The organism is Enterobacter sp. MGH 24 (assembly GCF_000493015.1).
Lineage (GTDB): Bacteria > Pseudomonadota > Gammaproteobacteria > Enterobacterales > Enterobacteriaceae > Enterobacter.
The window spans coordinates 1,729,933-1,752,260 of sequence record NZ_KI535657.1 but is presented as its reverse complement, the minus strand read 5'-3'; the positions used below and the strand labels follow the sequence as shown (position 1 = coordinate 1,752,260).

The following is a 22,328-nucleotide window of genomic DNA, read 5'->3' as shown; positions in this document are numbered from 1 at the left end:
TGCGATTCCGTAACGCAGGGGCTACCCGGGTAGCCCTTTTTCCAGGAGCGAAATATGTCTTTTAAAAAATGGCTGCGCGGCGGCAAGGATGAAGAGCCGGAAAACAGGGCGGGCAAAGAGGATGAAGGCACGCCGCCGCTACAGGAAAACACGCCTCCAGCGCCTCCAGCCGATATTCCCGGCGTGCCGATCTCGCTTGAAGATATCACGCGCGGGATGCAGTACGCGGCCACTGCGGCCAACGAACTGATTGCTCAGCAGTATATGAAGGCGCTGGATCCCTTTTTCGAACCCGCAGAAGACGGTTCGTTGATTCCACGTACGGTACAGCTGGCACTGGATGAAAAGCACTACTTTGACCTGCCCTTAGTCGCGCTTTCAACACCGCGCGGGCTGATGCTGGAAAAGATGAAGGTCAACCTGACGATCCGTACGGAAGGCATGCAGGCACCTTCCCGCCAGTCCGGTGAGAACGAATTTGGCCGCTTTCACGTCAGCCTTTCACCTTCCAGCGATAACAAAGGCGGGCGTGACAGCCGCCACGTCGATGTGGAAATGCAATTTGCCGCGCTTGAGCCGCCGGAGAGCGTCATGCGTTTGATTGACGAATACACCAACAAGGTGATTCCCCGCCCGAAAGCAGAGGAGACTCCATAATGCAAAAACAACCAGAACGTACCGGTGACAAGGGCATTCAGCTTATTTGCCAGTTTGAAGGGCTGAAGCTGGAGCGTTATCGCGATGCCGTAGGTTTATGGACCATCGGCTATGGCCATTTGATCCTCAAAGAGGAGATGGAAAAACTCACCAAAATTACTACCGGCGAAGCCAAAGATCTGCTGCGCAAAGATCTGAAACGCACCGAGGACGGCGTGAAAAAACTGCTGAACCAACCAGCAACGCAGGTTCAATTCGACGCGCTGGTTTCATTCGCCTTCAACCTTGGCGTGGGCAATTTAAAGAAATCCACGCTGCTCAAAAAATTTAACGCGGGCGATATCCAGGGCGCCGCACTGCAGTTCAAAAGCTGGAATAAGGCAGGCGGTAAGGTTTTGACCGGTCTTACCCGACGCCGCGAAGCAGAAATGAAGCTATTTCTCAGTTAACTCAACAGGAAAAACACAATGAAACCACTCTCCATAGTGAAAATGGCCGTGCTGTCTGTTTCATTATTCACCGTTTTACAGGCAACCGCCGCCATGCCAACCTGCGAAGATGAAATAAAGGAAGCCAACGCCTTTTTATCTTCCCAGGGGATGCCGCCCGTCAATAACGTGACCGATCTGGCGACAACGCTTCGTCATATAAAAAATTTCGGACGCCTGCCCGACCGCTATATCACCTCGGAGGAAGCCAAACGCCTCGGCTGGTCGGGTAGTGAAAGCGAATCGCTTTGGGGGGTGAAACTCACCCATCAAAAGTGGATCGGTGGCGATAAATACAGCCATAGCGCTCTTCCTGCCAGTCAGCCCTGGCTTAGCGCAGATGTCGATGTCGTGAAGGGATATCGCTCTCCCAAGCGTTTGATTTACAGCCTGTCAGGGCAACAGCGCTTTATTACGACCGATAGGTATCAGCATATTGTTGAGCTGGATCCCTGCCAATAATAAGCGCCCGTTACGATAATAAATCCCCTTTTCCAGGGGGATTTATCCTTGCAGAGGATGAACGTATGTCTGACATCTATCTCCCGACACTCATCAGTGAAGCCTTGCTGGCTTTTTCAGGTTTATTTGGCGGCGTCAGTATCTCGTTTTTCTGGCAACCGCAGCGGTTGCACCAGCACAGCCGGTTTATGGCAGGCATTATTTTTGGTGGAATTAGCATGGGCGCGGCCGTCGCATTAGGCGGGTTATCAGCCCGCTGGTTAAAGATAGACCTCAATCAGGCCGATATCACGCTTGGTTTAGGGTATATCCTCGGTGCAATGAGTAATGGCCTGATCGTCTGGCTGGCAAACTTTTTCCGCCGGCATGAACAGCGCGATATTTTTGATGTTGCAAGCGTCATCAAAAGTAAAGTCAGACATGAGTCACTTTCTCCGCCTGATTTAACCCACAACAAACCCGATGGAGAATAAATGCTTAACATGATGAATGGCTGGGTGCTCCCCTTTATTATCTTCGTCGACCTGGTTACATCGCTGCTGATTTTGTTTGCCGCCTATAGCCGACGAGTCCATGCCCTGCCGGTAATGTGTAAAATCGGCTTGGCCGCCCTTGCCTTTGGTTTTTTTGGTGAGAGCAGCTTAAACATGAAATTTATTATTACCGGCGCTGATATACTGAGTGACAGCTTTCCGTTCTGGCTGTTGCAGGACTTCGGAACGCTGGTGGTGGTGATATATTATTTTAAATCTCAGTACCGTTAAAAAACAAAGCGCAACAGAAGTCTGCCTGTTGCGCTTTTCTCTTAACGCGTGTTGACTGCAGCCCTTCGTTTTGCTGAAAATCGCCTAATTAGCCATATATTTAAAATAGAGCATTGCGGCCTGAGTCCGATTGTTGACCTGTAATCGGTGAAAGATGGATTCCAGATGCACTTTGACCGTACCTGCACTGATATTCAATTGCCTGCTGATCTGCTTATTTGTTCCTCCATTAGCCAGCAGCTTGAGAACCTCCTTCTGCCGACGACTCAGGGAGTGGATCGGCAAACCGCCAGTGGGTTGTTCCCGCTGGACCACTGCTTGCTCCGGAAAGCAGACCACTCCCGAGGAGACCATGCTAAGTATCTGGCTGATTTTTTCAGCGGGGAGATCCTTGGTAAATATGCCCTTAATGCTTTGGCGGATGTAGAAATTGAATATCTTATCCGTCGCTTTTCGTAACATTACCACGATCGGTAGCTCAGGCCAGTTTGTCATCAAATTAGTGATAAAATCACGGCACTTCATTTCACCATCCAGCAAAATAATGCTGACCGGCATAGCGGTTAAAATTGCGTGTGCATCTTCAAAATTGTTCGCTGCAAAAACAGTGCATTCCGGCATTACGCGTTCCAGCTCTGTTTTCATACCGTGAATGAAGATCGGTAATTCATCGATCATTAATATATTCATTGTAGCATAACCCCGTGTGAAATCTATTTTCTTAGATTATTCAACCAACTCATTCCGAAATTAAGTATGCGTGCTATTGCAAAACTGTAAAAACAGCATTCGGCATAAGGCGAATGTCATATGCCCTAAGCAAAAAGTTAAGCAGTACTACACATTAAACATAGCTATGTTTAATTAAGAACGATCTTATCGTTATCAAAAACGACCTGGGCTCAATAGCATATTCCTAGAAATATTGCTGACACGTATTATTTAACTACACGCGTGTCACCACTACATATTAATATTTCAATGAGGTCATTTATGACAATACTAACAGTGTATTTCTGTGGTACTGGTTCTAATAAATTTGATGAGTCTCATGCTAATTACTGGAACGGCGAACTCATCTCTTCTCTGGCTGCCAATAACAAGGGTAAAGAGTTCGCCGAATGGGTCATTCTTGATGGCCCGGGAAGCGGAAATTTACAAAGCGACGAGCTTTGGGTCAAAAGCGGAGAATATTCTCAGCTTCGCGCCCAGCTTCTGGGCAGCGGCTGGAATGAGAATGTTCAGCACGCGATCAATATTATAAAAGGGCACGTTGACTGGCAGCGTGAGAAGCTCACAAAAGAAAACTACGAGCAGCTCAAAAAGGCTGGCGTGCCGATTCAGGACATTGAGGTTACCGGTTCTTTTTGGTGGCGTAAATATGACTATGGCGATCGTAAAGTAACCCAGCAGGCGCTGCAGCAGCAAATCATCAAAACCTTCCGTCAGGGGCAGATCCTACCCACTCAGGTGAATCTTGTTGGGTGGAGCCGGGGAGGAATTAGCTGCCATATGCTTGCCAATGCAATGCTGGCCGATCCCCTTTTAACGACGATCCCGGTGAATATTTTTGCGGTCGATCCGGTCCCGGGCATGGGTAATTTCCAGGCGGACAAAGTCACTCTGGGTAGCAACGTTAAGGAGTATGTGGCTTTCTACGCCAGACATGAGCGGTCAAAAGGTTTCTCGTGCGTCATTCCACAGACCGATAGTGCGACAAAAGTCCATATTTACCCCATGTCGGGCCGCCACGCTACGCTGGTGGGGAATGCTTCGGCCAATGGGAATAGCGGGGAAAAAGTCGTCCATGAACCCGGCACAATCGTGCGCCATTTCGCCGAAGTCTGCCTGCAAAGATGGGGCGTCAAGCTGGATAAAAAGCTCAATCTGGATGGAGTGCAGCTGCTGGAATTGCATCAGACCATTCAGCGTAACGCTCCGCTATTCGCCGAGATGCAGAAAACGGTGTACACCATTTCGGAAAACGATGGAGGAGAACGCTATGTCTCGCTGGGCAGCACTGGAAAACGGTTCTCGTCCATCCAGGGTTCACGCTTCACTCCGGAGTCAGGGCTAGCGTCGGATTATTTGACTAATCAGGCGATCTATAACGTGTTGAAATAAGCGTTACGCGTCCAACGGCAGCTTATGCCGTTGGACTACTCTATGCGAGTCTCAATCAATGTACTTCATCGCAACCCTTGAAGTCAGGCGCGTGATAAGTTCGTAAGCACTCACTTTTGTAATTTCAGCAATGCGTTCGACGGGCAAACCTTCGCCCCACATTACCACATCGTCGCCGGGCTTATCCTGGGCTTCAGGCCCCAGATCGACGCAAATCATGTCCATCGCCACGCGGCCAACAATCTTCACCTCGCGTCCGTTGACCAGAACCGGCGTACCCGACGGTGCGGCGCGCGGATAGCCGTCACCATAGCCCATCGCCACCACGCCAAGACGGGTATCACGCTCGCTGGTCCAGGTGCCGCCGTAGCCCACCGGCTCGCCCGCTTTATGGTCACGCACGGCAATCAGGTTAGAGACCAGCGACATAACCGGCTGGAAGCCAAAGTCCGGCCCCCAGGGTTTGTTCTCCAGCGGCGATACGCCGTAGAGAATGATACCCGGTCGCGCCCAGTCGAAATGCGACTGCGGCCATAGCAGAATACCGCCGGATGCCGCAATCGAGCGCATCCCCGGCTTGCCTTCGCAGAAGGTGTTAAAGATATCCAGCTGCCGCTCGGTTGCACCGCACTCGGGCTCATCGGCACGGGCGAAGTGGCTGACGATATTCACCGGCTGGCGCACGTTTTTGCACCGGCATAAACGCTGATAGAACGCTTCCGCGCTCTCCGGACGCACGCCCAGACGGTGCATGCCCGTATCGAGCTTCATCCATACGGTCACCGGCTCGCTCAGCTCGGCGGTTTCGAGTGCGGCGAGCTGTTCATCGTTGTGTACCGCCGTATGCAGATGCTGGTCAGCGATGGTCGGCAGATCGCTGGCTTCGAAAAAGCCTTCGAGGAGCAGAATGGGTTGAGTAATGCCGCCCGCGCGCAGGCGGAGAGCTTCTTCGAGACGGGCGACGCCAAAGGCGTCGGCATCGGGGAGCGTTCGCGCGGTCTCCAGAAGACCGTGTCCGTAAGCGTTCGCTTTCACGACTGCAACGAGCTTGCTGGCGGGTGCCAGTTCACGCAGACGTTGCAGGTTGTGTCGCAGAGCGCGGCGGTTAATAACAACAGTTGCCGCTTGCATTTGAATTCCTTAGAAATTACTCATCATCATATTGAGGACCGGCATAGTTGTCGAAACGCGACCACTGTCCGTTAAAGGTCAGACGCACCGTCCCGATCGGGCCGTTACGTTGTTTACCAATAATAATTTCGGCGATCCCTTTCAGGTCGCTGTTCTCGTGATAAACCTCATCACGGTAGATAAACATGATTAAGTCGGCATCCTGCTCGATGGAGCCGGATTCGCGGAGGTCAGAGTTGACCGGGCGCTTGTCGGCACGTTGTTCCAGGGAGCGGTTGAGCTGCGACAGCGCAACGACCGGTACGTGCAGCTCTTTGGCTAACGCCTTGAGCGAGCGGGAAATCTCCGCAATTTCCAGCGTACGGTTGTCGGAGAGCGACGGGACGCGCATCAGCTGAAGGTAGTCGATCATGATGAGGCCGATGCCGCCGTGTTCACGGGCGATACGGCGCGCGCGGGAACGGACCTCCGTCGGCGTCAGGCCAGAAGAGTCATCGATGTAGATGTTACGTTTTTCCAGCAGAATGCCCATGGTGCCGGAGATGCGCGCCCAGTCTTCATCATCAAGCTGGCCGGTACGAATGCGGGTCTGATCCACGCGCGACAGCGACGCCAGAGAACGCATCATAATCTGCTCGGAGGGCATCTCAAGACTGAAGATCAGCACCGGCTTATCCTGCAACATCGCCGCGTTTTCGACGAGGTTCATCGCAAAAGTGGTTTTACCCATCGACGGACGCGCGGCGACGATGATCAAATCCGACGGCTGCAGGCCGGCGGTTTTCTTGTTCAAATCGTCATAGCCGGTATTCACGCCGGTGACGCCATCGTGCGGCTGCTGGAACAGCTGTTCGATACGGGCAACGGTGGCGTCGAGGACATCGGCGATGTTTTTTGGGCCTTCGTCTTTATTGGCGCGGCTTTCGGCGATTTTAAAGACGCGCGACTCGGCAAGGTCGAGCAGGTCTTCGCTGGTGCGACCCTGCGGATCGAAACCGGCTTCGGCGATCTCGTTCGCCACCGAGATCATCTCGCGAACGACGGCACGTTCGCGCACGATATCGGCATAAGCGCTGATGTTCGCCGCACTAGGCGTGTTTTTTGACAGCTCCGCCAGATAGGCAAACCCGCCGCAGCTGTCGAGTTGCCCAAGACGCTCCAGCGATTCCGCGAGCGTGATCAGGTCTATCGGGCTGCCCGACTCCTGCAGACGCGCCATTTCGGTAAAGATGTGGCGGTGCGGACGGGTGTAGAAATCTTCCGCCACGACGCGCTCGGCGACGTCGTCCCAGCGCTCGTTATCCAGCATTAAACCGCCCAACACCGACTGTTCCGCTTCAATCGAGTGCGGCGGGACCTTTAACCCTGCGACCTGGAAATCACGCTCGCGAGGTTCAGTCTGTTTGTTGAAGGGTTTGTTTCCTGCCATAGTGAATGGAGTTACCGAGATAAAGAGTGGGTCGAAAGATTACCATATTTTTCTTACGGAGGGAGCATGGCAACGCGCATTGAATTCCAGAAACACGGTGGGCCAGACGTACTGAAAGCGGTGGAGTTCACCCCTGCCGCACCTGGCGAAAACGAAGTGCAGGTTGAAAACAAAGCCATCGGCATAAACTACATCGACACCTATATTCGCGGCGGTCTCTACCCGCCTCCGTCAATGCCGAGCGGCCTGGGCACCGAGGCAGCCGGTATCGTCGTCAAAGTGGGCAGCGCAGTTAAGCATATTAAAGAGGGCGACCGCGTGGTGTATGCACAGTCCGCGCTGGGCGCTTACAGCTCCGTTCACAACGTTCCGGCGGATAAAGCCGCCCTGCTGCCTAACGCCATCTCCTTTGAGCAGGCGGCAGCCTCGTTCCTGAAAGGTTTGACGGTTTACTACCTGCTGCGCAAAACCTATGAAATTAAACCCGACGAGCAGTTCCTGTTTCATGCCGCAGCGGGTGGCGTCGGGCTTATCGCCTGTCAGTGGGCAAAAGCGCTGGGCGCGAAGCTGATCGGCACAGTCGGAAATGCACAAAAAGCGCAGCGCGCGCTGCAGGCGGGCGCCTGGCAGGTGATTAACTACCGTGAAGAGAGCATTGTTGAGCGGCTGAAAGAGATCACTAACGGCAAAAAAGTCCGCGTGGTGTATGACTCGGTAGGGAAAGACACCTGGGAAGCGTCGCTGGACTGCCTGCAGCGTCGCGGGCTGATGGTAAGCTTCGGGAATGCGTCAGGCGCGGTGACCGGCGTTAATCTCGGCATACTGAACCAGAAAGGTTCTCTGTACGTGACGCGCCCTTCCCTGCAAGGATACATCACCAACCGGGAAGAACTTGAGGAAGCCAGTAACGAGCTCTTCTCGCTGATCGCCAGCGGCGTCATTAAGGTGGATGTGGCTGATGCGCAGAAATACGCGCTAACCGATGCGCAGCGTGCACATGAAGTGCTGGAGAGCCGGGCAACGCAGGGGTCAAGTTTGTTGATTCCCTGAGCCCTAAAAAGAAATTGGGCTTCCCGTGGGAAGCCCTTTCTTTTTTTAGTTCGGCTGTATGTAGGGTACAGCTCGATGAATTCTTTAGCGGCAGTCATAGTGACAGATTCGATAAGTAAATCCTATTCTGTTCTAAGCCCTGCCGCCGGAAAAGTTACAAGTATGTGACGAACCCCTCAATACCTTAGTAACGGAAGCGGTTATTGCGCTGATAACTGGGCACTTTTGGCGATTTAATCGCCCGAATCACCCACACGACCGCAATGGCCAGCAGTAGCCACGGCAACAGCTTGATCGTCAGAGCAAACAGTCCGCCAATAAACATGACCACCGTCGCCACCACGATAGCCGCCAGAATGCCGAGCAGCGAAACGCCTGTCGCTAACAGCATGACAAAAAAGCCAATCACAAAAAGCAGTTCCAGCATGGTGCTCTCCCACGAGTTCCCGAGTAATGCAGTAAGCATTACAAGAATCATGCCAGTGTTAACCTGTTGTTATTAAAGCAAAACGCCCTGCGATCGTTCGCAGGGCGTGGTGAATTTGACGAACTTTTAGCGAAAGTTATCGCTTATCTGCCACCAGCCGCAGCGCATGTTCCAGCACCTCGATATCTGCACCGGCTTTATGCGCATTCTCGCTCAGGTAACGACGCCACTGACGCGCGCCCGGAATACCCTGGAACAGGCCAAGCATATGGCGGGTGATATGGCCGAGATAAGTGCCATTGCTCAGCTCGCGCTCAATGTAAGGATACATCGCACGCACGACGGCAACCGGATCGGTGTCTGCGCATTCGATGCCGAAGATTTCACGGTCCACCGTCGCCAGAATACCCGGGTTCTGATACGCCTCGCGCCCGACCATCACGCCATCCATATGTTCCAGATGCGCTTTGGCCTCTTCCAGCGACTTGATGCCGCCGTTAATGGACATCGTCAGGTGCGGGAAATCACGCTTAAGCTGGTACACGCGCGGATAGTCCAGCGGCGGAATTTCGCGGTTCTCTTTCGGGCTCAGGCCGGAGAGCCAGGCTTTTCGCGCGTGGATGATGAACATCTCGCACTCGCCTTGCCCGGATACCGTATTGATGAAGTCGCACAGGAATTCATAGCTGTCCTGGTCGTCAATGCCGATACGGGTTTTGACCGTGACCGGAATGGAAACCACGTCGCGCATCGCCTTGATGCAGTCCGCCACGAGCTGCGCGTTCCCCATCAAACATGCGCCAAACATGCCGTTTTGCACGCGATCGGACGGGCAGCCAACGTTGAGGTTGATCTCGTCGTAGCCGCGTTCCTCTGCCAGCTTCGCGCACTGCGCCAGCGCGGCCGGATCGCTGCCGCCCAGCTGCAGGGCAACCGGATGCTCTTCTTCGCTGTAGGCCAGATAGTCGCCCTTCCCGTGAATGATTGCGCCCGTGGTCACCATTTCGGTGTACAGCAGCGTATGGCGGGAGAGCTGGCGCAGGAAATAGCGGCAGTGTCTGTCCGTCCAGTCGAGCATCGGCGCAATGGAGAAACGGTGTGCAGGAAAAGCGGTCTGTAATTCTGACGACATGGCGAAGTTTTAAGCATCTGGTGGAAAAGGGGCGCTACTATAGCACAGGCTCAAAAAGGATACGATCCGGCTTGATATGATATCAAAAAGTGATATCATTTATTTCTACTTGGCGGAGAGAAAAATCAAAATGGAATCTATTAAAAATGAAAACATTGAACGCCCGCCACCAAAAAACATTGCAGTTGATTTTCTCTATGCCTACACCCAGTTCTCTGGAATGGCGCAGGATTGAAGCGCTTTTTATCGCATTGGGTGCGAAAGCCTCAGAAGGCAACGGCTCAAGGGTAAGATTCGAAATCAATGGAGTTGTGGCTTCGTTTCATCGTCCTCATCCGGATAAAGAAGCGAAGGTTTATCAGGTTCGCGACGCAATGGCTTTTCTCATCTCAACAGGGGTATCTCCATGATTAACACTATGACTTATAAAGGCTATGCCGCAAAAATAGATTACAGCGACGAAGATCTGTGCTTCGTTGGGCATGTTGCTGGCATAAGAGATGTTATCGGTTTTCATGCTGATAACGTCGCTGCCCTGCGTAAAGCGTTTGAAGAAGCAGTTGATGATTATCTGGCATATTGTGCTGAGCAGGGCCGAGAGCCTCTGCGACCAGCTAGCGGAAAAATCAGTTTGCGCATCTCGCCAGAAGTCCATTCAGCGATCAGCATTGCCGCTGAAGTTTCAGGTAAAAGCGTGAATCAATGGATCAACGATACGCTGGCTAAAGCAGCACACGGATAAGTGTAAAGGGCACCAGCCGGGGTGCCCTTTGTGTTTAGAACGTCATGCTCAGCTGAGCCCCTGCGCCCCAGGTTTCGTCTTCACCGTACAGGCCCATCAGGTCAACATGAACGGTACTGAACGGCGCGAAACCGACACCGCCTGTAAAGACATTGCTGTCGTTACCCTTCACGTCCGCGCGATAACCCGCACGCACCGCCAGCCAGCTGAGCGGCGTAACCTCGGCACCGACGCCAACGTACTGCGACGTATCTTCGCTCTTGAAGCCTTTGGTTTCCGTCAAATCGCCATCGGCGGTCAGCGTCACCAGATCGTTGTGCCAGGCGGCACCGGCGGTCACTACAGGACTGATTTGATAAGTATCACGCACGCCATCCACTTTCTTCGTGTCGATATCCCGGGAGATGAGATTTTGTCCGGTTAAACCAACGGTCCAGTTATCGCCGAAGTCAGCAGCAAGACCGGCGTCAACGTTAAAGCCGGTATCATCATTACGATAGCGACTACTATTGATATCGCCGCTGTCGAAGTTGTAGATGGAAACCGTATAGTTATAGAGCCAGGTTTTTTGCAGCTTTGGCGTGATACCTACGGAGACCGGTACGCCGCTAATGTCAAACTGACGCGCCACCGCCACACCATAGTCCGAAACGATCGCCGCGCGACCAAAACCTTTTGACTTCAAATCATTCGGATTTACCGCTAACGCGGTGGCTGGAACGGCCTCAATACCGCGCAATGTGTCAATATCGCCCTGATCAATATAGGAACTCACGCGTGCGCGCGCATTCGCTTTTGCGACGAATGCTACGGATAACACGTCATTAGGAATACTGACAGCAATCCCGGCACCCGCTTTACCGCTGGCGGTTTTTCCTTTCAGAGAATCCAGTTGATTAGCAAGATCGCCCGCAGCGGCTGAGACGTTCCGGGAGGCCGGACTCGCGGGATTGAGGAGATCGAAAAGATTGATATTATCCAGCGTGCTGCGATATTTGCTGACGTCGTCGCTGATATCATCAATCTTATCGCGCAGATTGTCCTTATCCGAAATTTGAGCGCCAATTGACGGCAGAATAACCGTAACATCATCATCCGGCTTTGCCTTTGCCAGCAGCGCCGGGTTTATCAATACTGCACTGCCATAGCTCCCAGCCGCAACGCCAGTGCCACCCATTGCGTCACTGCGCGCTTCTGTCCAGGTATTGGCTGCTCCCGCCTGATTTGCCATAAACAAGGAAACAGCGATGCTAACCACCGAAAATTTAAAAATTTTTTTCACAGTATGCCCGTTATAGTCTGTTATGAAATAACCCCTGTCTGTTATCACCCAAACAGGAACGAACTATTGCTGTGAATAAGTAGTAAAAGACCCGCTATTTCTATCCCTAAGTAAAACTCCCTTACGGCCTGTTATATTTTGTGACGGCCCTCAATATTTATAGAAGAGGAAATTATTTTTTCCCAGGTTTTCCATCATGCGGTCCAAAAAACTGGGGTGGGTGGTCTACCCAGCGATCCTCACGGGTCGCGGCATACACGGGGTTGAGTGGATAGTAGATGCGGTTCTGCTTCTTGTTGGCCTCGCCCACGACCAGCAAACGCACCTCTTCCTCCGTGTTGTTGATAAAGGTGTGGCAGATACCGGTTCCGGCAGGGAACCCCACGCTGTCGCCCGGTTCTAGTTTCCATAAATAGCCATTAATCCACGCTTCTGGATAACCTTCGAGCACATAAATGAACTCTTCTTCATCGCTTTCCGCATGCGGATAGGACGTCCTGCGCCCGGGCGGTAAACGCTCATGATGGATACCGATGCGCCCGAGCCCGAGCTTGCGGGCCAGCGGAGCGCCGATAGAAAACAGCTCGTCGCTGTCTGGATAGGTTGAATCATCCGCGCCTTCAACGTCGCGCCAGTGCCGAATACAGTCAGGTCTTTTCATTGTGTATTTCCCGGTTTGTAATGGGTCAGGTATAGCACAGACTGGTGGATCTCGGTGTTTTTACCAGAACATGATAAAGTGGGGGTTTTCCGTCCTATAACATCCGGGGTGCTACATGGATAAGTCCACAAAAGAGCTGTTAGCGCAGGCCGAAAAGCTGTGTGCGCAACGCAATGTGCGCCTGACTCCGCAGCGCCTTGAAGTCTTACGTCTAATGAGCCTGCAGCAGGGTGCTATCAGCGCTTACGATCTGCTCGACCTGCTCCGCGAAAGCGAGCCGCAGGCGAAACCACCGACGGTGTATCGCGCGCTGGATTTCCTGCTTGAGCAAGGGTTCGTGCATAAGGTTGAATCCACCAACAGCTATGTGCTATGCCACCTTTTCGATCAGCCAACGCATACATCGGCCATGTTTATCTGTGACCGCTGTGGCGTGGTGAAAGAAGAGGCTGCGGAAGGTGTGGAAGATATTATGCATACGCTGGCAGCGAAAATGGGTTTTGCCCTGCGCCATAATGTAATTGAAGCGCACGGGCTGTGCTCTGCGTGCGTTGAAGTGGAAGCCTGTCGTCATCAGGACGCATGCCAGCATGACCACTCTATTCTGGTGAAGAAAAAACCGCGTTAGCGGTAAAAGCAAAGGCGGCACATGGCCGCCCTCAGGGTGTACTTCCTTGTACTTTCGGGTATAGCCCGGTTACCAGCGGTAGTCGTTGCGTTTTTCCCAGTCGCCCACTTCTTTTTCCGCCTGGTCTTTTGCGTAGCCGTAACGCTCCTGGATTTTACCGACAAGCTGATCGCGTTTACCTTCAATGACGGTCATATCGTCATCAGTCAGCTTACCCCACTGTTCTTTCGCTTTACCTTTGAACTGCTTCCAGTTGCCGCCGATTTCGTCTTTATTCATCATCGTGTCCTCTTAGTTAAGCGTCGGGTCGTAACGTCCGTTACGTTCTTTTCTGCTGGACGTGATAATTATTGTAGTTAAGGACTCGGTGGTTGATTTCATATTCGGAATCTTTAACCGTCACGATATATCGTGGCGCGAGGGAAACCAGGTATTGTTTTGCCAGTGGCGGTGCCAGATAAACGCCAGCGATATCCCGCGCAGCGAGAGGAAAACGGCCAGGGCCAGCCACAAACCGTGATTACCCAGCCAGGGAAGCGTCAACAGCGTCAGACCAAACCCTGCCGCCGCGACCGCCATGCTGTTGCGCATTTCCGCTCCGCGCGTCGCACCAATAAACATGCCGTCCAGCAGATAACACCAGACGCCGACCACCGGTAAGATGACTTGCCAGATGAGATAGTGACTCGCCAGCTCGCGCAGCGCTGGGATAGACGTAAGTAACGCAACGATCTGCTCACCAAAGCAGGCGTAAAGCAGACCGAATGCCAGCGCCACCAGTCCCGACTGACGGCAGGCTGCCCGCCAGACGTCCCGAAGCTGCCCGCTTTCGCGTGCGCCGTACGCCTGCCCGGAATGCGCTTCTACCGCATAGGCAAACCCGTCCAGCGCATAGGCGGTAAAGGTCAGTAGCGTCATCAATACCGCGTTGACCGCAACGATTTCTGGCCCCAGCCGGGCCCCGAAAACCGTCAGCGCGCCGAAGCAGAGCTGAAGCAACAGCGAGCGCAGCATGATGTCACGATTAAGCGCCAGCAGCTTACGGATATTGCCGCGCCATGCGGTTTTGAGCAACGCCAGGGAGATGCCGCGCATCGCCAGCACGCGCCAGACCATCCACAGACCAATAATAAAGGTTCCGTATTCGGCAATTGCCGTCGCCAGCGCCGCGCCCTGCACGTTCATATGCAGGCCCATTACCAGCCAGACATCCAGCACAATGTTGAGAAGGTTGCCTACCACCAGCAAAATGACTGGCGCACGGGCATACTGAACGCCCAGTAGCCAACCCAGCAGAACCAGGTTAGCCAGCGAGGCGGGCGCGCTGAGCCAGCGGATCTCAAGGAAACGTCGCGCCTGCGCCAGTACCGCCTCGCTGCCGCCAACAACATGGAGCGCAAGGTCGATCAGGGGCGCACGTAATAAAACGATTAACGCCCCCGCACCAAGCGCAAGGATCAGCGGCTGGACCAGTGCTCGCGCCAGACGCAGCGGATCTTTTGCACCATAAGCCTGGGCTGTGAGTCCGGTGGTGCTCATGCGTAAAAAGAGCAGCAGCATAAACAAGAAGCTGGTTGCCGTCGCACCAATTGCCACGCCGCCGAGATAAACCGGGGAATCAAGATGACCAATAACGGCAGTATCGACCAGACCCAGCAAGGGCACGGTAATATTGGAGAAAATCATCGGCAGAGCAAGACGCCACAATGCCTTATCGGATGCCGTCAGCAGTGACATGAAAAATACCGGGAGTGGGAAACGAAGCAGGCTACAGCGGCGCCATAGCCTGACAGGAAGAGGTTACAGCCATTCACCGTTGCGAATGACCCCAACCGCCAGTCCTTCGATAGAGAAGTTCTGTTCGCGGAGATCGACCACAATCGGCGAGAACTCGTTGTTTTCAGGCAGCAACTGAACGGTGTTACCTTGTTTTTTCAGACGCTTGACGGTGACTTCATCATCAATGCGCGCGACAACCACCTGGCCGTTACGCACATCCTGCGTTTTGTGCACCGCAAGCAGATCGCCGTCAAGAATGCCGATGTCTTTCATCGACATACCGCTGACGCGCAGCAGAAAATCCGCGCTCGGTTTAAACATGGCCGGATCGACCTGGTAGTGGCCTTCAATATGCTGCTGTGCCAGTAAAGGCTCACCGGCAGCAACACGCCCCACCAGCGGAATGCCCGTCTCTTCTTCCACCAGCAGGCGGATACCGCGTGACGCGCCGGAAACAATCTCAATCACGCCTTTACGCGCCAGCGCTTTCAGGTGCTCTTCGGCAGCATTCGGAGAACGGAAGCCCAGACGCTGCGCGATTTCCGCACGCGTGGGTGGCATACCCGTCTGGCCGATATGATCCCGGATGAGATCAAACACCTCTTGCTGCCTGGTCGTTAACGCTTTCATTCCGCCCCCTGGGTGTATATACAGTTATGCTGTGAGTATATACAGTCAAAGGCGATTTTGGAACCAAAAACTGCACAAAAAACCAGGGACTTAATTATTCCTCGAGGCTCATCGGAAATGTGACCAAAGCAGTGTGACCCAGGTGATAACGGCAGTGATAATCGCCAGCAACACGGCAGCAGAGCCCATGTCTTTTGCGCGGCCAGAAAGCTCGTGGAAATCTGAACCAATGCGATCAACAACGGCCTCAATAGCGCTATTAAGAATTTCCACTATCATCACCAGAAGCACGGAACCGATAAGCAGTACGCGGGTAATAGCATCAACATCAAGGAAACAGGCGATAATCACCGCGATGATAGCGGCGACGCCCTCCTGGCGAAAGGCGGCTTCGTTGATCCACGCAGCGCGGAACCCTTTCCATGAATAGCCAGCGGCTTTGATGATACGCGTTAACCCAGTGGTATTATTGGCCATTAAAAGAACCTTTTAAGAAAAAAAGCGTCAGTAACAGGAACTGTAGCGCGTTTCGCTACAGCCTGAAGTATGACGGGTAACAACAGAAATTTTGCGCGCTTTCTGTTATCCTTGCGCCGCAATTGCATTATTAACCAGAGGCTTTACATCGTTTATGTCCGGCTGGCCACGAATTTACTACAAATTACTTAATTTACCATTAAGCATCCTGGTAAAAAGCAAGTCTATCCCAGCAGAACCCGCGCTGGAATTGGGGCTCGATACGTCGCGTCCTATTATGTACGTTTTGCCTTATAACTCGAAGGCAGACTTACTGACGCTTCGCGCCCAGTGTCTGGCGCATGACTTACCTGACCCGCTTGAACCGCTTGAAGTTGACGGCACTTTGCTGCCGCGCTACGTGTTCATTCACGGCGGGCCGCGCGTGTTTACCTACTACACGCCAAAAGAAGAGTCCATCAAGCTGTTCCATGACTATCTCGACCTGCACCGCAGCAACCCCGATCTGGATGTGCAGATGGTGCCGGTATCGGTGATGTTTGGCCGTCGCCCGGGCCGTGAAAAAGGTGAAGAGAACCCGCCGCTGCGCATGCTTAACGGCATCCAGAAGTTCTTCGCGGTCTCCTGGCTGGGACGCGACAGCTTTGTGCGTTTCTCCCCTTCCGTTTCGCTGCGTCGAATGGCGGACGAGCACGGCACCGACAAGATCATCGCGCAAAAACTGGCGCGCGTGGCGCGTATGCACTTCGCTCGTCAGCGCCTGGCTGCCGTAGGGCCACGTCTCCCGGCGCGTCAGGATCTGTTCAACAAGCTGTTGGCCTCCAAAGCGATTGCCCGCGCCGTTGAAGACGAAGCGCGCAGCAAGAAAATATCGCATGAGAAAGCCCAGCAGAACGCCATTGCGCTGATGGAAGAGATTGCAGCGAACTTCTCTTACGAGATGATTCGCCTGTCCGATCGTATTCTCGGCTTTACCTGGAACCGTCTCTACCAGGGCATCAACGTTCATAACGCCGAGCGTGTACGTCAGCTGGCGCATGATGGCCATGAGATTGTCTATGTTCCCTGCCACCGCAGCCACATGGACTACCTGCTCCTTTCCTACGTGCTCTATCATCAGGGGCTGGTACCACCGCACATTGCTGCCGGTATCAACCTGAACTTCTGGCCAGCAGGTCCGATTTTCCGCCGCCTGGGCGCCTTCTTTATCCGTCGTACCTTCAAGGGCAACAAGCTCTACTCCACCGTGTTCCGCGAGTATCTGGGCGAGCTGTTCAGCCGCGGCTATTCCGTGGAGTACTTCGTCGAGGGCGGTCGTTCCCGTACCGGACGTCTGCTCGATCCGAAGACCGGCACGCTGTCGATGACCATTCAGGCGATGCTGCGAGGAGGAACCCGTCCAATCACGCTGGTGCCTATCTACATTGGCTATGAGCACGTGATGGAAGTGGGCACGTACGCCAAAGAGCTGCGCGGTGCGACCAAAGAGAAAGAGAGCCTGCCGCAGATGCTGCGCGGCTTGAGCAAGCTACGCAATCTCGGTCAGGGCTACGTGAACTTCGGCGAACCGATGCCGCTGATGACGTACCTGAACCATCACGTTCCCGAGTGGCGCGAATCCATCGATCCTATTGAAGCGATTCGTCCGGCCTGGCTGACGCCAACGGTCAACGGCATCGCGTCCGAGCTGATGGTGCGCATTAACAACGCCGGTGCGGCTAACGCCATGAACCTGTGCTGTACGGCGCTTCTGGCTTCGCGTCAGCGCTCGCTGACCCGTGAACAGCTCACGGAGCAGCTGGATTGCTATCTGGACATGATGCGAAACGTGCCGTATTCCGTTGATTCAACCGTGCCTTCTGCTACCGCCAGTGAGCTTATCGATCACGCGTTGCAGATGAACAAGTTTGAAGTCGAAAAGGACACGATCGGCGACATCATCATTCTGCCGCGCGAGCAGGCAGTGCTGATGACCTACTACCGCAACAACATCACCCATATGCTAATGCTGCCGTCGCTCATGGCGGCTATCATCACCCAGCATCGCCGCATCTCGCGTCAGGAACTCTTGCGTCACGTTGAGACGCTCTACCCGATGCTGAAAGCGGAGCTGTTCCTGCGCTGGAGCAAAGATGAGCTGGCGGGTGAGCTGGACAAACTGACGGAAGAGCTGCGTCGTCAGGGGCTGATCACCGTCTCAAACGACGAGCTGCATATCAATCCATCACGCTCCCGTACCCTGCAGCTGCTGGCGGCCGGTGCGCGCGAAACGCTGCAGCGCTACGCCATTACGTTCTGGCTGCTGAGTGCGAACCCGTCTATCAACCGCGGTACGCTGGAGAAAGAGAGCCGGACGCTGGCACAGCGCCTGTCCGTTCTGCACGGCATTAACGCCCCTGAATTCTTCGACAAAGCGGTCTTCAGTTCCCTGGTGCTGACGCTGCGTGACGAAGGCTTCATCAGCGATACGGGTGATGCCGAGCCGGAAGAGACGCTGAAGGTGTACCAGATGCTGGCAGAGCTGATCACCTCGGATGTGCGTTTGACGATTGAGAGCGCGACGCAGGGCGAGTAACGCAATGCCGGGTTATGGCCCGGCCTGATGCCCTGGATAATAAAAAGGCCCGGTAAGCGCTTACGCTACCGGGCCTTATTTTTAAGCCTTGTTACATCACCGCATTCAGCTCAGCAGCGTAAAGGCAATCATCCCAACAATCGCCCCCGTCGTGCCGAGGATGGTTTCCATCAGCGTCCAGGTTTTCAGGGTTTGCGCTTCGGTGGCACCGGTAAATTTACCGAACAGCCAGAAACCCGCGTCGTTAACGTGAGAGACCACAATCGAACCGCCCGCGATACAGATAGACAGCGCGGCCATCTGCGCACCGGAATAGTTCAGCTGTTCAATCACCGGCATCACCAGACCCACCGCGGTTAAACACGCCACGGTTGCGGAACCCTGGATGATACGCACCGCCGCGGCCAGTACGAAGCAGGTTACCGCAATCGGCAGGCCCATCCCGGTCAGCGCTTCGCCCAGAGCCGGACCTACGCCAGAATCCACCAGCACCTGCTTGAACACGCCGCCTGCACCGATCACCAGCAGGATAATACCCGCAGGCTGCAGCGCGGCACCGCAGATCTCCATCACGCGGTCTTTCGGCATCCCCTGACGCATCGCCAGGCCGTAAATCGCCACCAGACACGCGACCAGGATCGCGGTGAACGGGTGACCGATGAACTCAAACCACTCGTAGGCGCTGGAGCCCACCGGCACAAAGCGCGCGGCGATGGTTTTCAGACCCACGAGAACCAGCGGGAGCAGGATCAGCGACAGGCTGAAGCCGAAGGACGGCATTTTACCCTCGCCCAGGTGCGGCTCGGTGATGTCGTCGGGAATATGCAGCTCAACGTAGCGGCTGATGAAGTTGCCCCACAGCGGACCGGCAATAATCATCCCCGGGATTGCCGCGCACAGGCCAATCAGGATCATCCAGCCAAAATCAGCGTGCATTTGGGACGCCAGCAGCATCGGCGCAGGCCCCGGCAGCAGAAACGCTGCGGCCGCCGCCACGCCCGCAAACAGCGGAATAACCAGCTTCACGAGGTTAGTGCCGGTATGGCGCGCCATGGAGAACGCGACGCTTATCAGCAGCACAACGGCCACTTCGAAGAACAGCGGCAGCGCGCAAATCAGGCCAGCCAGACCAATCGCGTAGTGCGCGCGGCTGTGGCCAAAGGATTTCAGCATCTTGACGGCAATCTGGTCGACCGCGCCCGTCTCGTGCAAAATCTTGCCAAACATCGCGCCAAGGGCGACCACAATCGCCAGGAAGCCCAGCGTACCGCCCATCCCTTTTTCCATCGTCGCGGCGATCTTGTCGAGCGGCATACCGGAAAAGAGACCTGCACCTATAGAAACCACCATCAAAGCAACAAAGGCATGCATACGCGCCTTCATCACCAAAAACAGCAGCAGCAATACGGAACCCACTGCTGTCAAAACTAGCGTTAATGTACTCAAAACTTACTGCCTTTTATTAATGACCTCGATGGTGCTGGCAACAACACCTTCCAGTGACTGATCGATATCAACCACTAAGACGTCTTTCTCATCTTCACCCGGCTCCTGCAGCGCTTCGAACTGCGTCACCAGCATCTGGGTTTTGAAGAAGTGACCTTTACGCGCCTTCAGACGGCTTTCAATCACCTCGAAATCCCCTTTCAGGTAGATGAAAGAGAGATTCGGGTTGCCGTCGCGCAGCAGGTCGCGGTAGGTTTTTTTCAGCGCGGAGCAGACGATCAGGGAGACTTTGTTGGTACGCTGCATAGCGAACGCGGCGTCATTCAGCGCCTGCAACCACGGTTTGCGGTCGTCGTCGTTCAGCGGCTCGCCGGAGGCCATTTTCATGATGTTGCTGCGCGGATGGAGGAAGTCGCCATCAAGGAACGCAGCCTGGAGTTGATGCGCCACTTCGCTGGCTACGGCTGATTTCCCGCTACCGGAAACGCCCATCAGGACGTAGACGTGGTGATCGTGATTAGTCGTGCTCAAAGGGTGTCCCTCAGCCAATTGTTACGGGTAACAGTTATCGGTAACATTGTCCTGCCGGGGCAAAAGAGAAGCAATATCCAAACGTGCGCGAAGTGAATAAGTGTGAGCTAGTTCAAATTTGTCAGTTCAAATAGATCCACCCGGTGACAAGGTGAAACCTAAATCTAACATTTTTGGAGTCACCGTCTCACCACGAATGCGCGCCAGCAGGCGTTCTGCGCCAATGCGGCCCATACGTTCACGCGGGGTCAGGACGCTCGCCAGACGCGGCTCCATCACCTGGCCGATGTCGTGGCCGTGGAAACCGGCGATCGCCATATCATCCGGGATCTTCAGCCCCAGACGCTGACACTCAAATGCCGCGCCGACCGCAAGGTCATCATTGGTACAGAAAATACCGTCCAGTTGCGGATACTCGCGTCGCGCCTGACGCATCAGCTCAATACCCGACGTGTAGGACGAGGACTGCTCCACCATCACGCTGTAGGGGGTTAAGTTGGCGTCGAGCATCGCCTGCTCGTATCCCTTCTGTTTGATGATAGTACGTTCATCAAGACGCGCACCCAGATAGGCGATATGACGATGCCCGCGGGCGATGATGGCCGCCGTCATCTGGCGCGCCGCTTCGAAGTTATCGAACCCAACGGCGATATCGAGGCACGGCGACTGGCTGTCCATCAGCTCCACCACCGGAATACCGGCCACTTCAATCATTTTGAGCGTGCGGGCAGTGTGGGTACGTTCGGTTAAAATCAGGCCGTCAATGTTCCAGGAAAGCATGGATTCAAGACGTTCCTCTTCCAGTTCCGGCTTGTACCCATAGTGGGCGAGCATGGTCTGGTAGCCAAAAGCATCAGTGACGCTTTCAATTCCCCGCAGTACTTCGGCGAAAACCTGGTTGGTCAAGGATGGAAGCAGGACGCCCACCGCACGGCTGGTCGCATTGGAGAGAATATCGGGCGCGCGGTTGGGGATATAACCCAGTTCATCAAGGGCGGCGGCAATCTTGCCACGCAACGCCACGGAAACCTGTTCCGGGTTACGTAAAAAACGGCTGACCGTCATTTTGGTCACACCGACGCGATCGGCGACATCCTGAAGTACGGGGCGTTTCTTTTTCATCGTCCTGAGAAATCTTGAAGTGAGAGATTTGCTCAGTTTATCACGGACAAAGCTCAACCTTCCCCGTTTAAAGGGAAGGTTGAGAAATTATTTAGACCGGCGGCAGGTCAAACAGCAGGATTTCACTTTCACTGTCGGCGTGCACGGAGAGCGCCTGCTCATCCCAGACGGCCAGACCATCGGCGGTGGTGGCTTTGGTGCCGTTGATGGACACTTCACCTTTCACCACCTGGATCCAGACGCGGCGGTTGGCGGCAATTTGGTGCACAGACTGTTCGTCTTTTGCCAGCGCCCAGCGATACAGCTCCATATCCTGATGCACCTTCAGGGAACCTTCACGCGCATCCGGGGAGAGCACCAGCTGTTTGCCCTGTTTCGCGTCGAAGCGGCGCTGCTCGTAGCGCGGCGTGATGCCGGTTTCTTCTGGAATGATCCAGATTTGATACAGGTGCAGTTTTTCCGTTTTGCTCGGGTTGTACTCGGAGTGACGCACCCCGGTACCCGCGCTCATAATCTGGAACTCGCCCGCCGGAACCTGCTCTTTGTTGCCCATGCTGTCCTGGTGCTCAACCGCCCCTTCCAGCACATAGGTCAGGATTTCCATGTCTTTGTGCGGGTGGGTACCGAAGCCCTGGCCTGCATCAATCACGTCGTCGTTAATCACGCGCAGTGCGGAGAAGCCCATGAAGTTTGGGTCGTAGTAGTCGGCAAACGAGAATGAATGCCATGAGTCCAGCCAGCCATGATTCGCGTGACCACGTTCGTTTGCTTTGCGTAAGTAGATCATTGTT

Annotated in this window: 26 protein-coding genes; 11 read left to right on the top strand and 15 right to left on the bottom strand. The window is 54.3% G+C overall.

The window, feature by feature from the left end; genetic code table 11:
• Positions 1-54: 54 nt before the first annotated feature.
• The 5 genes from L370_RS13545 (at position 55) to L370_RS13565 (ending at position 2,371) form a co-directional block, all read left to right on the top strand.
• A complete protein-coding gene (locus L370_RS13545; protein WP_023334175.1) occupies positions 55-657 on the top strand; it encodes a DUF2589 domain-containing protein in 603 nt (200 codons plus the stop codon).
• Positions 657-1,106 carry a lysozyme gene (locus L370_RS13550; protein WP_023334174.1) on the top strand — a complete coding sequence of 150 codons (450 nt, stop codon included), beginning with the start codon at positions 657-659 and terminating at the stop codon, positions 1,104-1,106. Before L370_RS13545 ends, L370_RS13550 begins: the two co-directional genes overlap by 1 nt.
• A gap of 18 nt (positions 1,107-1,124) precedes the next feature.
• Positions 1,125-1,607 carry a ribonuclease domain-containing protein gene (locus L370_RS13555; RefSeq protein ID WP_023334173.1) on the top strand — a complete coding sequence of 161 codons (483 nt, stop codon included), beginning with the start codon at positions 1,125-1,127 and terminating at the stop codon, positions 1,605-1,607.
• 65 nt (positions 1,608-1,672) lie between these two features.
• Positions 1,673-2,080: a hypothetical protein gene (locus L370_RS13560; RefSeq protein ID WP_023334172.1), complete on the top strand. Its 408-nt coding sequence runs from the start codon at positions 1,673-1,675 to the stop codon at positions 2,078-2,080.
• Positions 2,081-2,371 carry a hypothetical protein gene (locus tag L370_RS13565; protein ID WP_023334171.1) on the top strand — a complete coding sequence of 97 codons (291 nt, stop codon included), beginning with the start codon at positions 2,081-2,083 and terminating at the stop codon, positions 2,369-2,371.
• An 84-nt stretch (positions 2,372-2,455) separates the two neighbouring features.
• On the opposite strand, the gene L370_RS13570 is transcribed toward L370_RS13565, so the two are convergent.
• Entirely contained in the window at positions 2,456-3,049 is a 594-nt protein-coding gene (locus L370_RS13570; protein WP_231686668.1) for a response regulator transcription factor, read from the bottom strand.
• A gap of 315 nt (positions 3,050-3,364) precedes the next feature.
• On the opposite strand from L370_RS13570, the gene L370_RS13575 reads away from it, so the two are divergent.
• Positions 3,365-4,495, top strand: a complete 1,131-nt coding sequence (locus L370_RS13575) for an ENY2 family protein (RefSeq protein WP_023334169.1) — start codon at positions 3,365-3,367, stop codon at positions 4,493-4,495.
• Between the two features lie 51 nt (positions 4,496-4,546).
• Here the strand turns inward: L370_RS13575 and alr are convergent, their stop codons facing one another.
• Positions 4,547-5,626 (bottom strand): alanine racemase, encoded by a 1,080-nt coding sequence (alr, locus tag L370_RS13580; protein ID WP_023334168.1) that lies wholly within the window; start codon positions 5,624-5,626, stop codon positions 4,547-4,549.
• A gap of 16 nt (positions 5,627-5,642) precedes the next feature.
• The gene (dnaB, locus tag L370_RS13585) at positions 5,643-7,055 is read right to left on the bottom strand and encodes a replicative DNA helicase (RefSeq protein ID WP_023310046.1); all 1,413 of its coding nucleotides are present in this window, start codon (positions 7,053-7,055) and stop codon (positions 5,643-5,645) included.
• 66 nt (positions 7,056-7,121) lie between these two features.
• Between dnaB and L370_RS13590 the strand changes: the two genes are divergently transcribed.
• Positions 7,122-8,105 (top strand): quinone oxidoreductase, encoded by a 984-nt coding sequence (locus L370_RS13590; RefSeq protein WP_023334167.1) that lies wholly within the window; start codon positions 7,122-7,124, stop codon positions 8,103-8,105.
• 184 nt (positions 8,106-8,289) lie between these two features.
• Here the strand turns inward: L370_RS13590 and pspG are convergent, their stop codons facing one another.
• Both pspG and dusA read right to left on the bottom strand, forming a co-directional pair.
• Positions 8,290-8,532 carry an envelope stress response protein PspG gene (pspG, locus tag L370_RS13595; protein ID WP_023334166.1) on the bottom strand — a complete coding sequence of 81 codons (243 nt, stop codon included), beginning with the start codon at positions 8,530-8,532 and terminating at the stop codon, positions 8,290-8,292.
• A 136-nt stretch (positions 8,533-8,668) separates the two neighbouring features.
• Positions 8,669-9,664 carry a tRNA dihydrouridine(20/20a) synthase DusA gene (dusA, locus tag L370_RS13600; RefSeq protein WP_023334165.1) on the bottom strand — a complete coding sequence of 332 codons (996 nt, stop codon included), beginning with the start codon at positions 9,662-9,664 and terminating at the stop codon, positions 8,669-8,671.
• Between the two features lie 146 nt (positions 9,665-9,810).
• On the opposite strand from dusA, the gene L370_RS22665 reads away from it, so the two are divergent.
• Complete coding sequence (locus L370_RS22665; RefSeq protein WP_071787433.1) at positions 9,811-10,074, top strand: type II toxin-antitoxin system HicA family toxin; 264 nt, start codon at positions 9,811-9,813, stop codon at positions 10,072-10,074.
• A complete protein-coding gene (locus tag L370_RS13605) occupies positions 10,071-10,406 on the top strand; it encodes a type II toxin-antitoxin system HicB family antitoxin (RefSeq protein WP_023334163.1) in 336 nt (111 codons plus the stop codon). The genes L370_RS22665 and L370_RS13605 overlap by 4 nt, the downstream gene beginning before the upstream one ends.
• Before the next feature lie 34 nt (positions 10,407-10,440).
• Here L370_RS13605 and L370_RS13610 read toward each other — a convergent pair whose 3' ends face one another.
• The gene (locus L370_RS13610; protein WP_032666561.1) at positions 10,441-11,688 is read right to left on the bottom strand and encodes a conjugal transfer protein TraF; all 1,248 of its coding nucleotides are present in this window, start codon (positions 11,686-11,688) and stop codon (positions 10,441-10,443) included.
• A gap of 172 nt (positions 11,689-11,860) precedes the next feature.
• Positions 11,861-12,349, bottom strand: coding sequence for a cupin domain-containing protein (locus tag L370_RS13615; RefSeq protein WP_023334161.1), 489 nt, complete (start codon positions 12,347-12,349; stop codon positions 11,861-11,863).
• Positions 12,350-12,464: 115 nt separating this feature from the next.
• On the opposite strand from L370_RS13615, the gene zur reads away from it, so the two are divergent.
• Positions 12,465-12,977 carry a zinc uptake transcriptional repressor Zur gene (gene zur, locus L370_RS13620; protein WP_008503369.1) on the top strand — a complete coding sequence of 171 codons (513 nt, stop codon included), beginning with the start codon at positions 12,465-12,467 and terminating at the stop codon, positions 12,975-12,977.
• Between the two features lie 69 nt (positions 12,978-13,046).
• Here the strand turns inward: zur and L370_RS13625 are convergent, their stop codons facing one another.
• The 4 genes from L370_RS13625 to L370_RS13640 form a co-directional block, all read right to left on the bottom strand.
• Complete coding sequence (locus L370_RS13625) at positions 13,047-13,256, bottom strand: CsbD family protein (RefSeq protein WP_014830284.1); 210 nt, start codon at positions 13,254-13,256, stop codon at positions 13,047-13,049.
• A 120-nt stretch (positions 13,257-13,376) separates the two neighbouring features.
• A complete protein-coding gene (gene dinF, locus L370_RS13630) occupies positions 13,377-14,714 on the bottom strand; it encodes an MATE family efflux transporter DinF (RefSeq protein WP_023334160.1) in 1,338 nt (445 codons plus the stop codon).
• Between the two features lie 63 nt (positions 14,715-14,777).
• On the bottom strand, positions 14,778-15,386 hold the full coding sequence (gene lexA / locus L370_RS13635) for a transcriptional repressor LexA (protein ID WP_023334159.1): 609 nt from the start codon (positions 15,384-15,386) through the stop codon (positions 14,778-14,780).
• Between the two features lie 108 nt (positions 15,387-15,494).
• Positions 15,495-15,863 (bottom strand): diacylglycerol kinase, encoded by a 369-nt coding sequence (locus L370_RS13640; RefSeq protein WP_023334158.1) that lies wholly within the window; start codon positions 15,861-15,863, stop codon positions 15,495-15,497.
• A gap of 154 nt (positions 15,864-16,017) precedes the next feature.
• Here L370_RS13640 and plsB point away from each other — a divergent pair, with 154 nt between their 5' ends.
• The gene (gene plsB, locus L370_RS13645; RefSeq protein WP_023334157.1) at positions 16,018-18,438 is read left to right on the top strand and encodes a glycerol-3-phosphate 1-O-acyltransferase PlsB; all 2,421 of its coding nucleotides are present in this window, start codon (positions 16,018-16,020) and stop codon (positions 18,436-18,438) included.
• A 105-nt stretch (positions 18,439-18,543) separates the two neighbouring features.
• On the opposite strand, the gene gntU is transcribed toward plsB, so the two are convergent.
• The 4 genes from gntU to L370_RS13665 all read right to left on the bottom strand — a co-directional run bounded on the left by gntU (position 18,544) and on the right by L370_RS13665 (position 22,324).
• The gene (gntU, locus tag L370_RS13650) at positions 18,544-19,884 is read right to left on the bottom strand and encodes a gluconate transporter (protein WP_010436459.1); all 1,341 of its coding nucleotides are present in this window, start codon (positions 19,882-19,884) and stop codon (positions 18,544-18,546) included.
• Positions 19,885-19,887: 3 nt separating this feature from the next.
• Complete coding sequence (gntK, locus tag L370_RS13655) at positions 19,888-20,415, bottom strand: gluconokinase (RefSeq protein ID WP_008503362.1); 528 nt, start codon at positions 20,413-20,415, stop codon at positions 19,888-19,890.
• A gap of 126 nt (positions 20,416-20,541) precedes the next feature.
• Complete coding sequence (gntR, locus tag L370_RS13660; protein ID WP_021242747.1) at positions 20,542-21,537, bottom strand: gluconate operon transcriptional repressor GntR; 996 nt, start codon at positions 21,535-21,537, stop codon at positions 20,542-20,544.
• Positions 21,538-21,628: 91 nt separating this feature from the next.
• Positions 21,629-22,324: a pirin family protein gene (locus tag L370_RS13665; RefSeq protein ID WP_003861565.1), complete on the bottom strand. Its 696-nt coding sequence runs from the start codon at positions 22,322-22,324 to the stop codon at positions 21,629-21,631.
• Between the last annotated feature and the right edge of the window lie 4 nt (positions 22,325-22,328).

What these genes read in the sequence shown, in the direction of transcription:
- L370_RS13545 (WP_023334175.1), top strand. Translation starts at nt 55, where the DNA reads ATGTCTTTTAAAAAATGGCTGCGCGGCGGCAAGGATGAAGAGCCGGAA.
- L370_RS13550 (WP_023334174.1), top strand. Translation starts at nt 657, where the DNA reads ATGCAAAAACAACCAGAACGTACCGGTGACAAGGGCATTCAGCTTATT.
- L370_RS13555 (WP_023334173.1), top strand. Translation starts at nt 1,125, where the DNA reads ATGAAACCACTCTCCATAGTGAAAATGGCCGTGCTGTCTGTTTCATTA.
- L370_RS13560 (WP_023334172.1), top strand. Translation starts at nt 1,673, where the DNA reads ATGTCTGACATCTATCTCCCGACACTCATCAGTGAAGCCTTGCTGGCT.
- L370_RS13565 (WP_023334171.1), top strand. Translation starts at nt 2,081, where the DNA reads ATGCTTAACATGATGAATGGCTGGGTGCTCCCCTTTATTATCTTCGTC.
- L370_RS13570 (WP_231686668.1), bottom strand. Translation starts at nt 3,049, where the DNA reads ATGATCGATGAATTACCGATCTTCATTCACGGTATGAAAACAGAGCTG.
- L370_RS13575 (WP_023334169.1), top strand. Translation starts at nt 3,365, where the DNA reads ATGACAATACTAACAGTGTATTTCTGTGGTACTGGTTCTAATAAATTT.
- alr (WP_023334168.1), bottom strand. Translation starts at nt 5,626, where the DNA reads ATGCAAGCGGCAACTGTTGTTATTAACCGCCGCGCTCTGCGACACAAC.
- dnaB (WP_023310046.1), bottom strand. Translation starts at nt 7,055, where the DNA reads ATGGCAGGAAACAAACCCTTCAACAAACAGACTGAACCTCGCGAGCGT.
- L370_RS13590 (WP_023334167.1), top strand. Translation starts at nt 7,122, where the DNA reads ATGGCAACGCGCATTGAATTCCAGAAACACGGTGGGCCAGACGTACTG.
- pspG (WP_023334166.1), bottom strand. Translation starts at nt 8,532, where the DNA reads ATGCTGGAACTGCTTTTTGTGATTGGCTTTTTTGTCATGCTGTTAGCG.
- dusA (WP_023334165.1), bottom strand. Translation starts at nt 9,664, where the DNA reads ATGTCGTCAGAATTACAGACCGCTTTTCCTGCACACCGTTTCTCCATT.
- L370_RS22665 (WP_071787433.1), top strand. Translation starts at nt 9,811, where the DNA reads ATGAAAACATTGAACGCCCGCCACCAAAAAACATTGCAGTTGATTTTC.
- L370_RS13605 (WP_023334163.1), top strand. Translation starts at nt 10,071, where the DNA reads ATGATTAACACTATGACTTATAAAGGCTATGCCGCAAAAATAGATTAC.
- L370_RS13615 (WP_023334161.1), bottom strand. Translation starts at nt 12,349, where the DNA reads ATGAAAAGACCTGACTGTATTCGGCACTGGCGCGACGTTGAAGGCGCG.
- zur (WP_008503369.1), top strand. Translation starts at nt 12,465, where the DNA reads ATGGATAAGTCCACAAAAGAGCTGTTAGCGCAGGCCGAAAAGCTGTGT.
- L370_RS13625 (WP_014830284.1), bottom strand. Translation starts at nt 13,256, where the DNA reads ATGAATAAAGACGAAATCGGCGGCAACTGGAAGCAGTTCAAAGGTAAA.
- dinF (WP_023334160.1), bottom strand. Translation starts at nt 14,714, where the DNA reads ATGTCACTGCTGACGGCATCCGATAAGGCATTGTGGCGTCTTGCTCTG.
- lexA (WP_023334159.1), bottom strand. Translation starts at nt 15,386, where the DNA reads ATGAAAGCGTTAACGACCAGGCAGCAAGAGGTGTTTGATCTCATCCGG.
- L370_RS13640 (WP_023334158.1), bottom strand. Translation starts at nt 15,863, where the DNA reads ATGGCCAATAATACCACTGGGTTAACGCGTATCATCAAAGCCGCTGGC.
- plsB (WP_023334157.1), top strand. Translation starts at nt 16,018, where the DNA reads ATGTCCGGCTGGCCACGAATTTACTACAAATTACTTAATTTACCATTA.
- gntR (WP_021242747.1), bottom strand. Translation starts at nt 21,537, where the DNA reads ATGAAAAAGAAACGCCCCGTACTTCAGGATGTCGCCGATCGCGTCGGT.
- L370_RS13665 (WP_003861565.1), bottom strand. Translation starts at nt 22,324, where the DNA reads ATGATCTACTTACGCAAAGCAAACGAACGTGGTCACGCGAATCATGGC.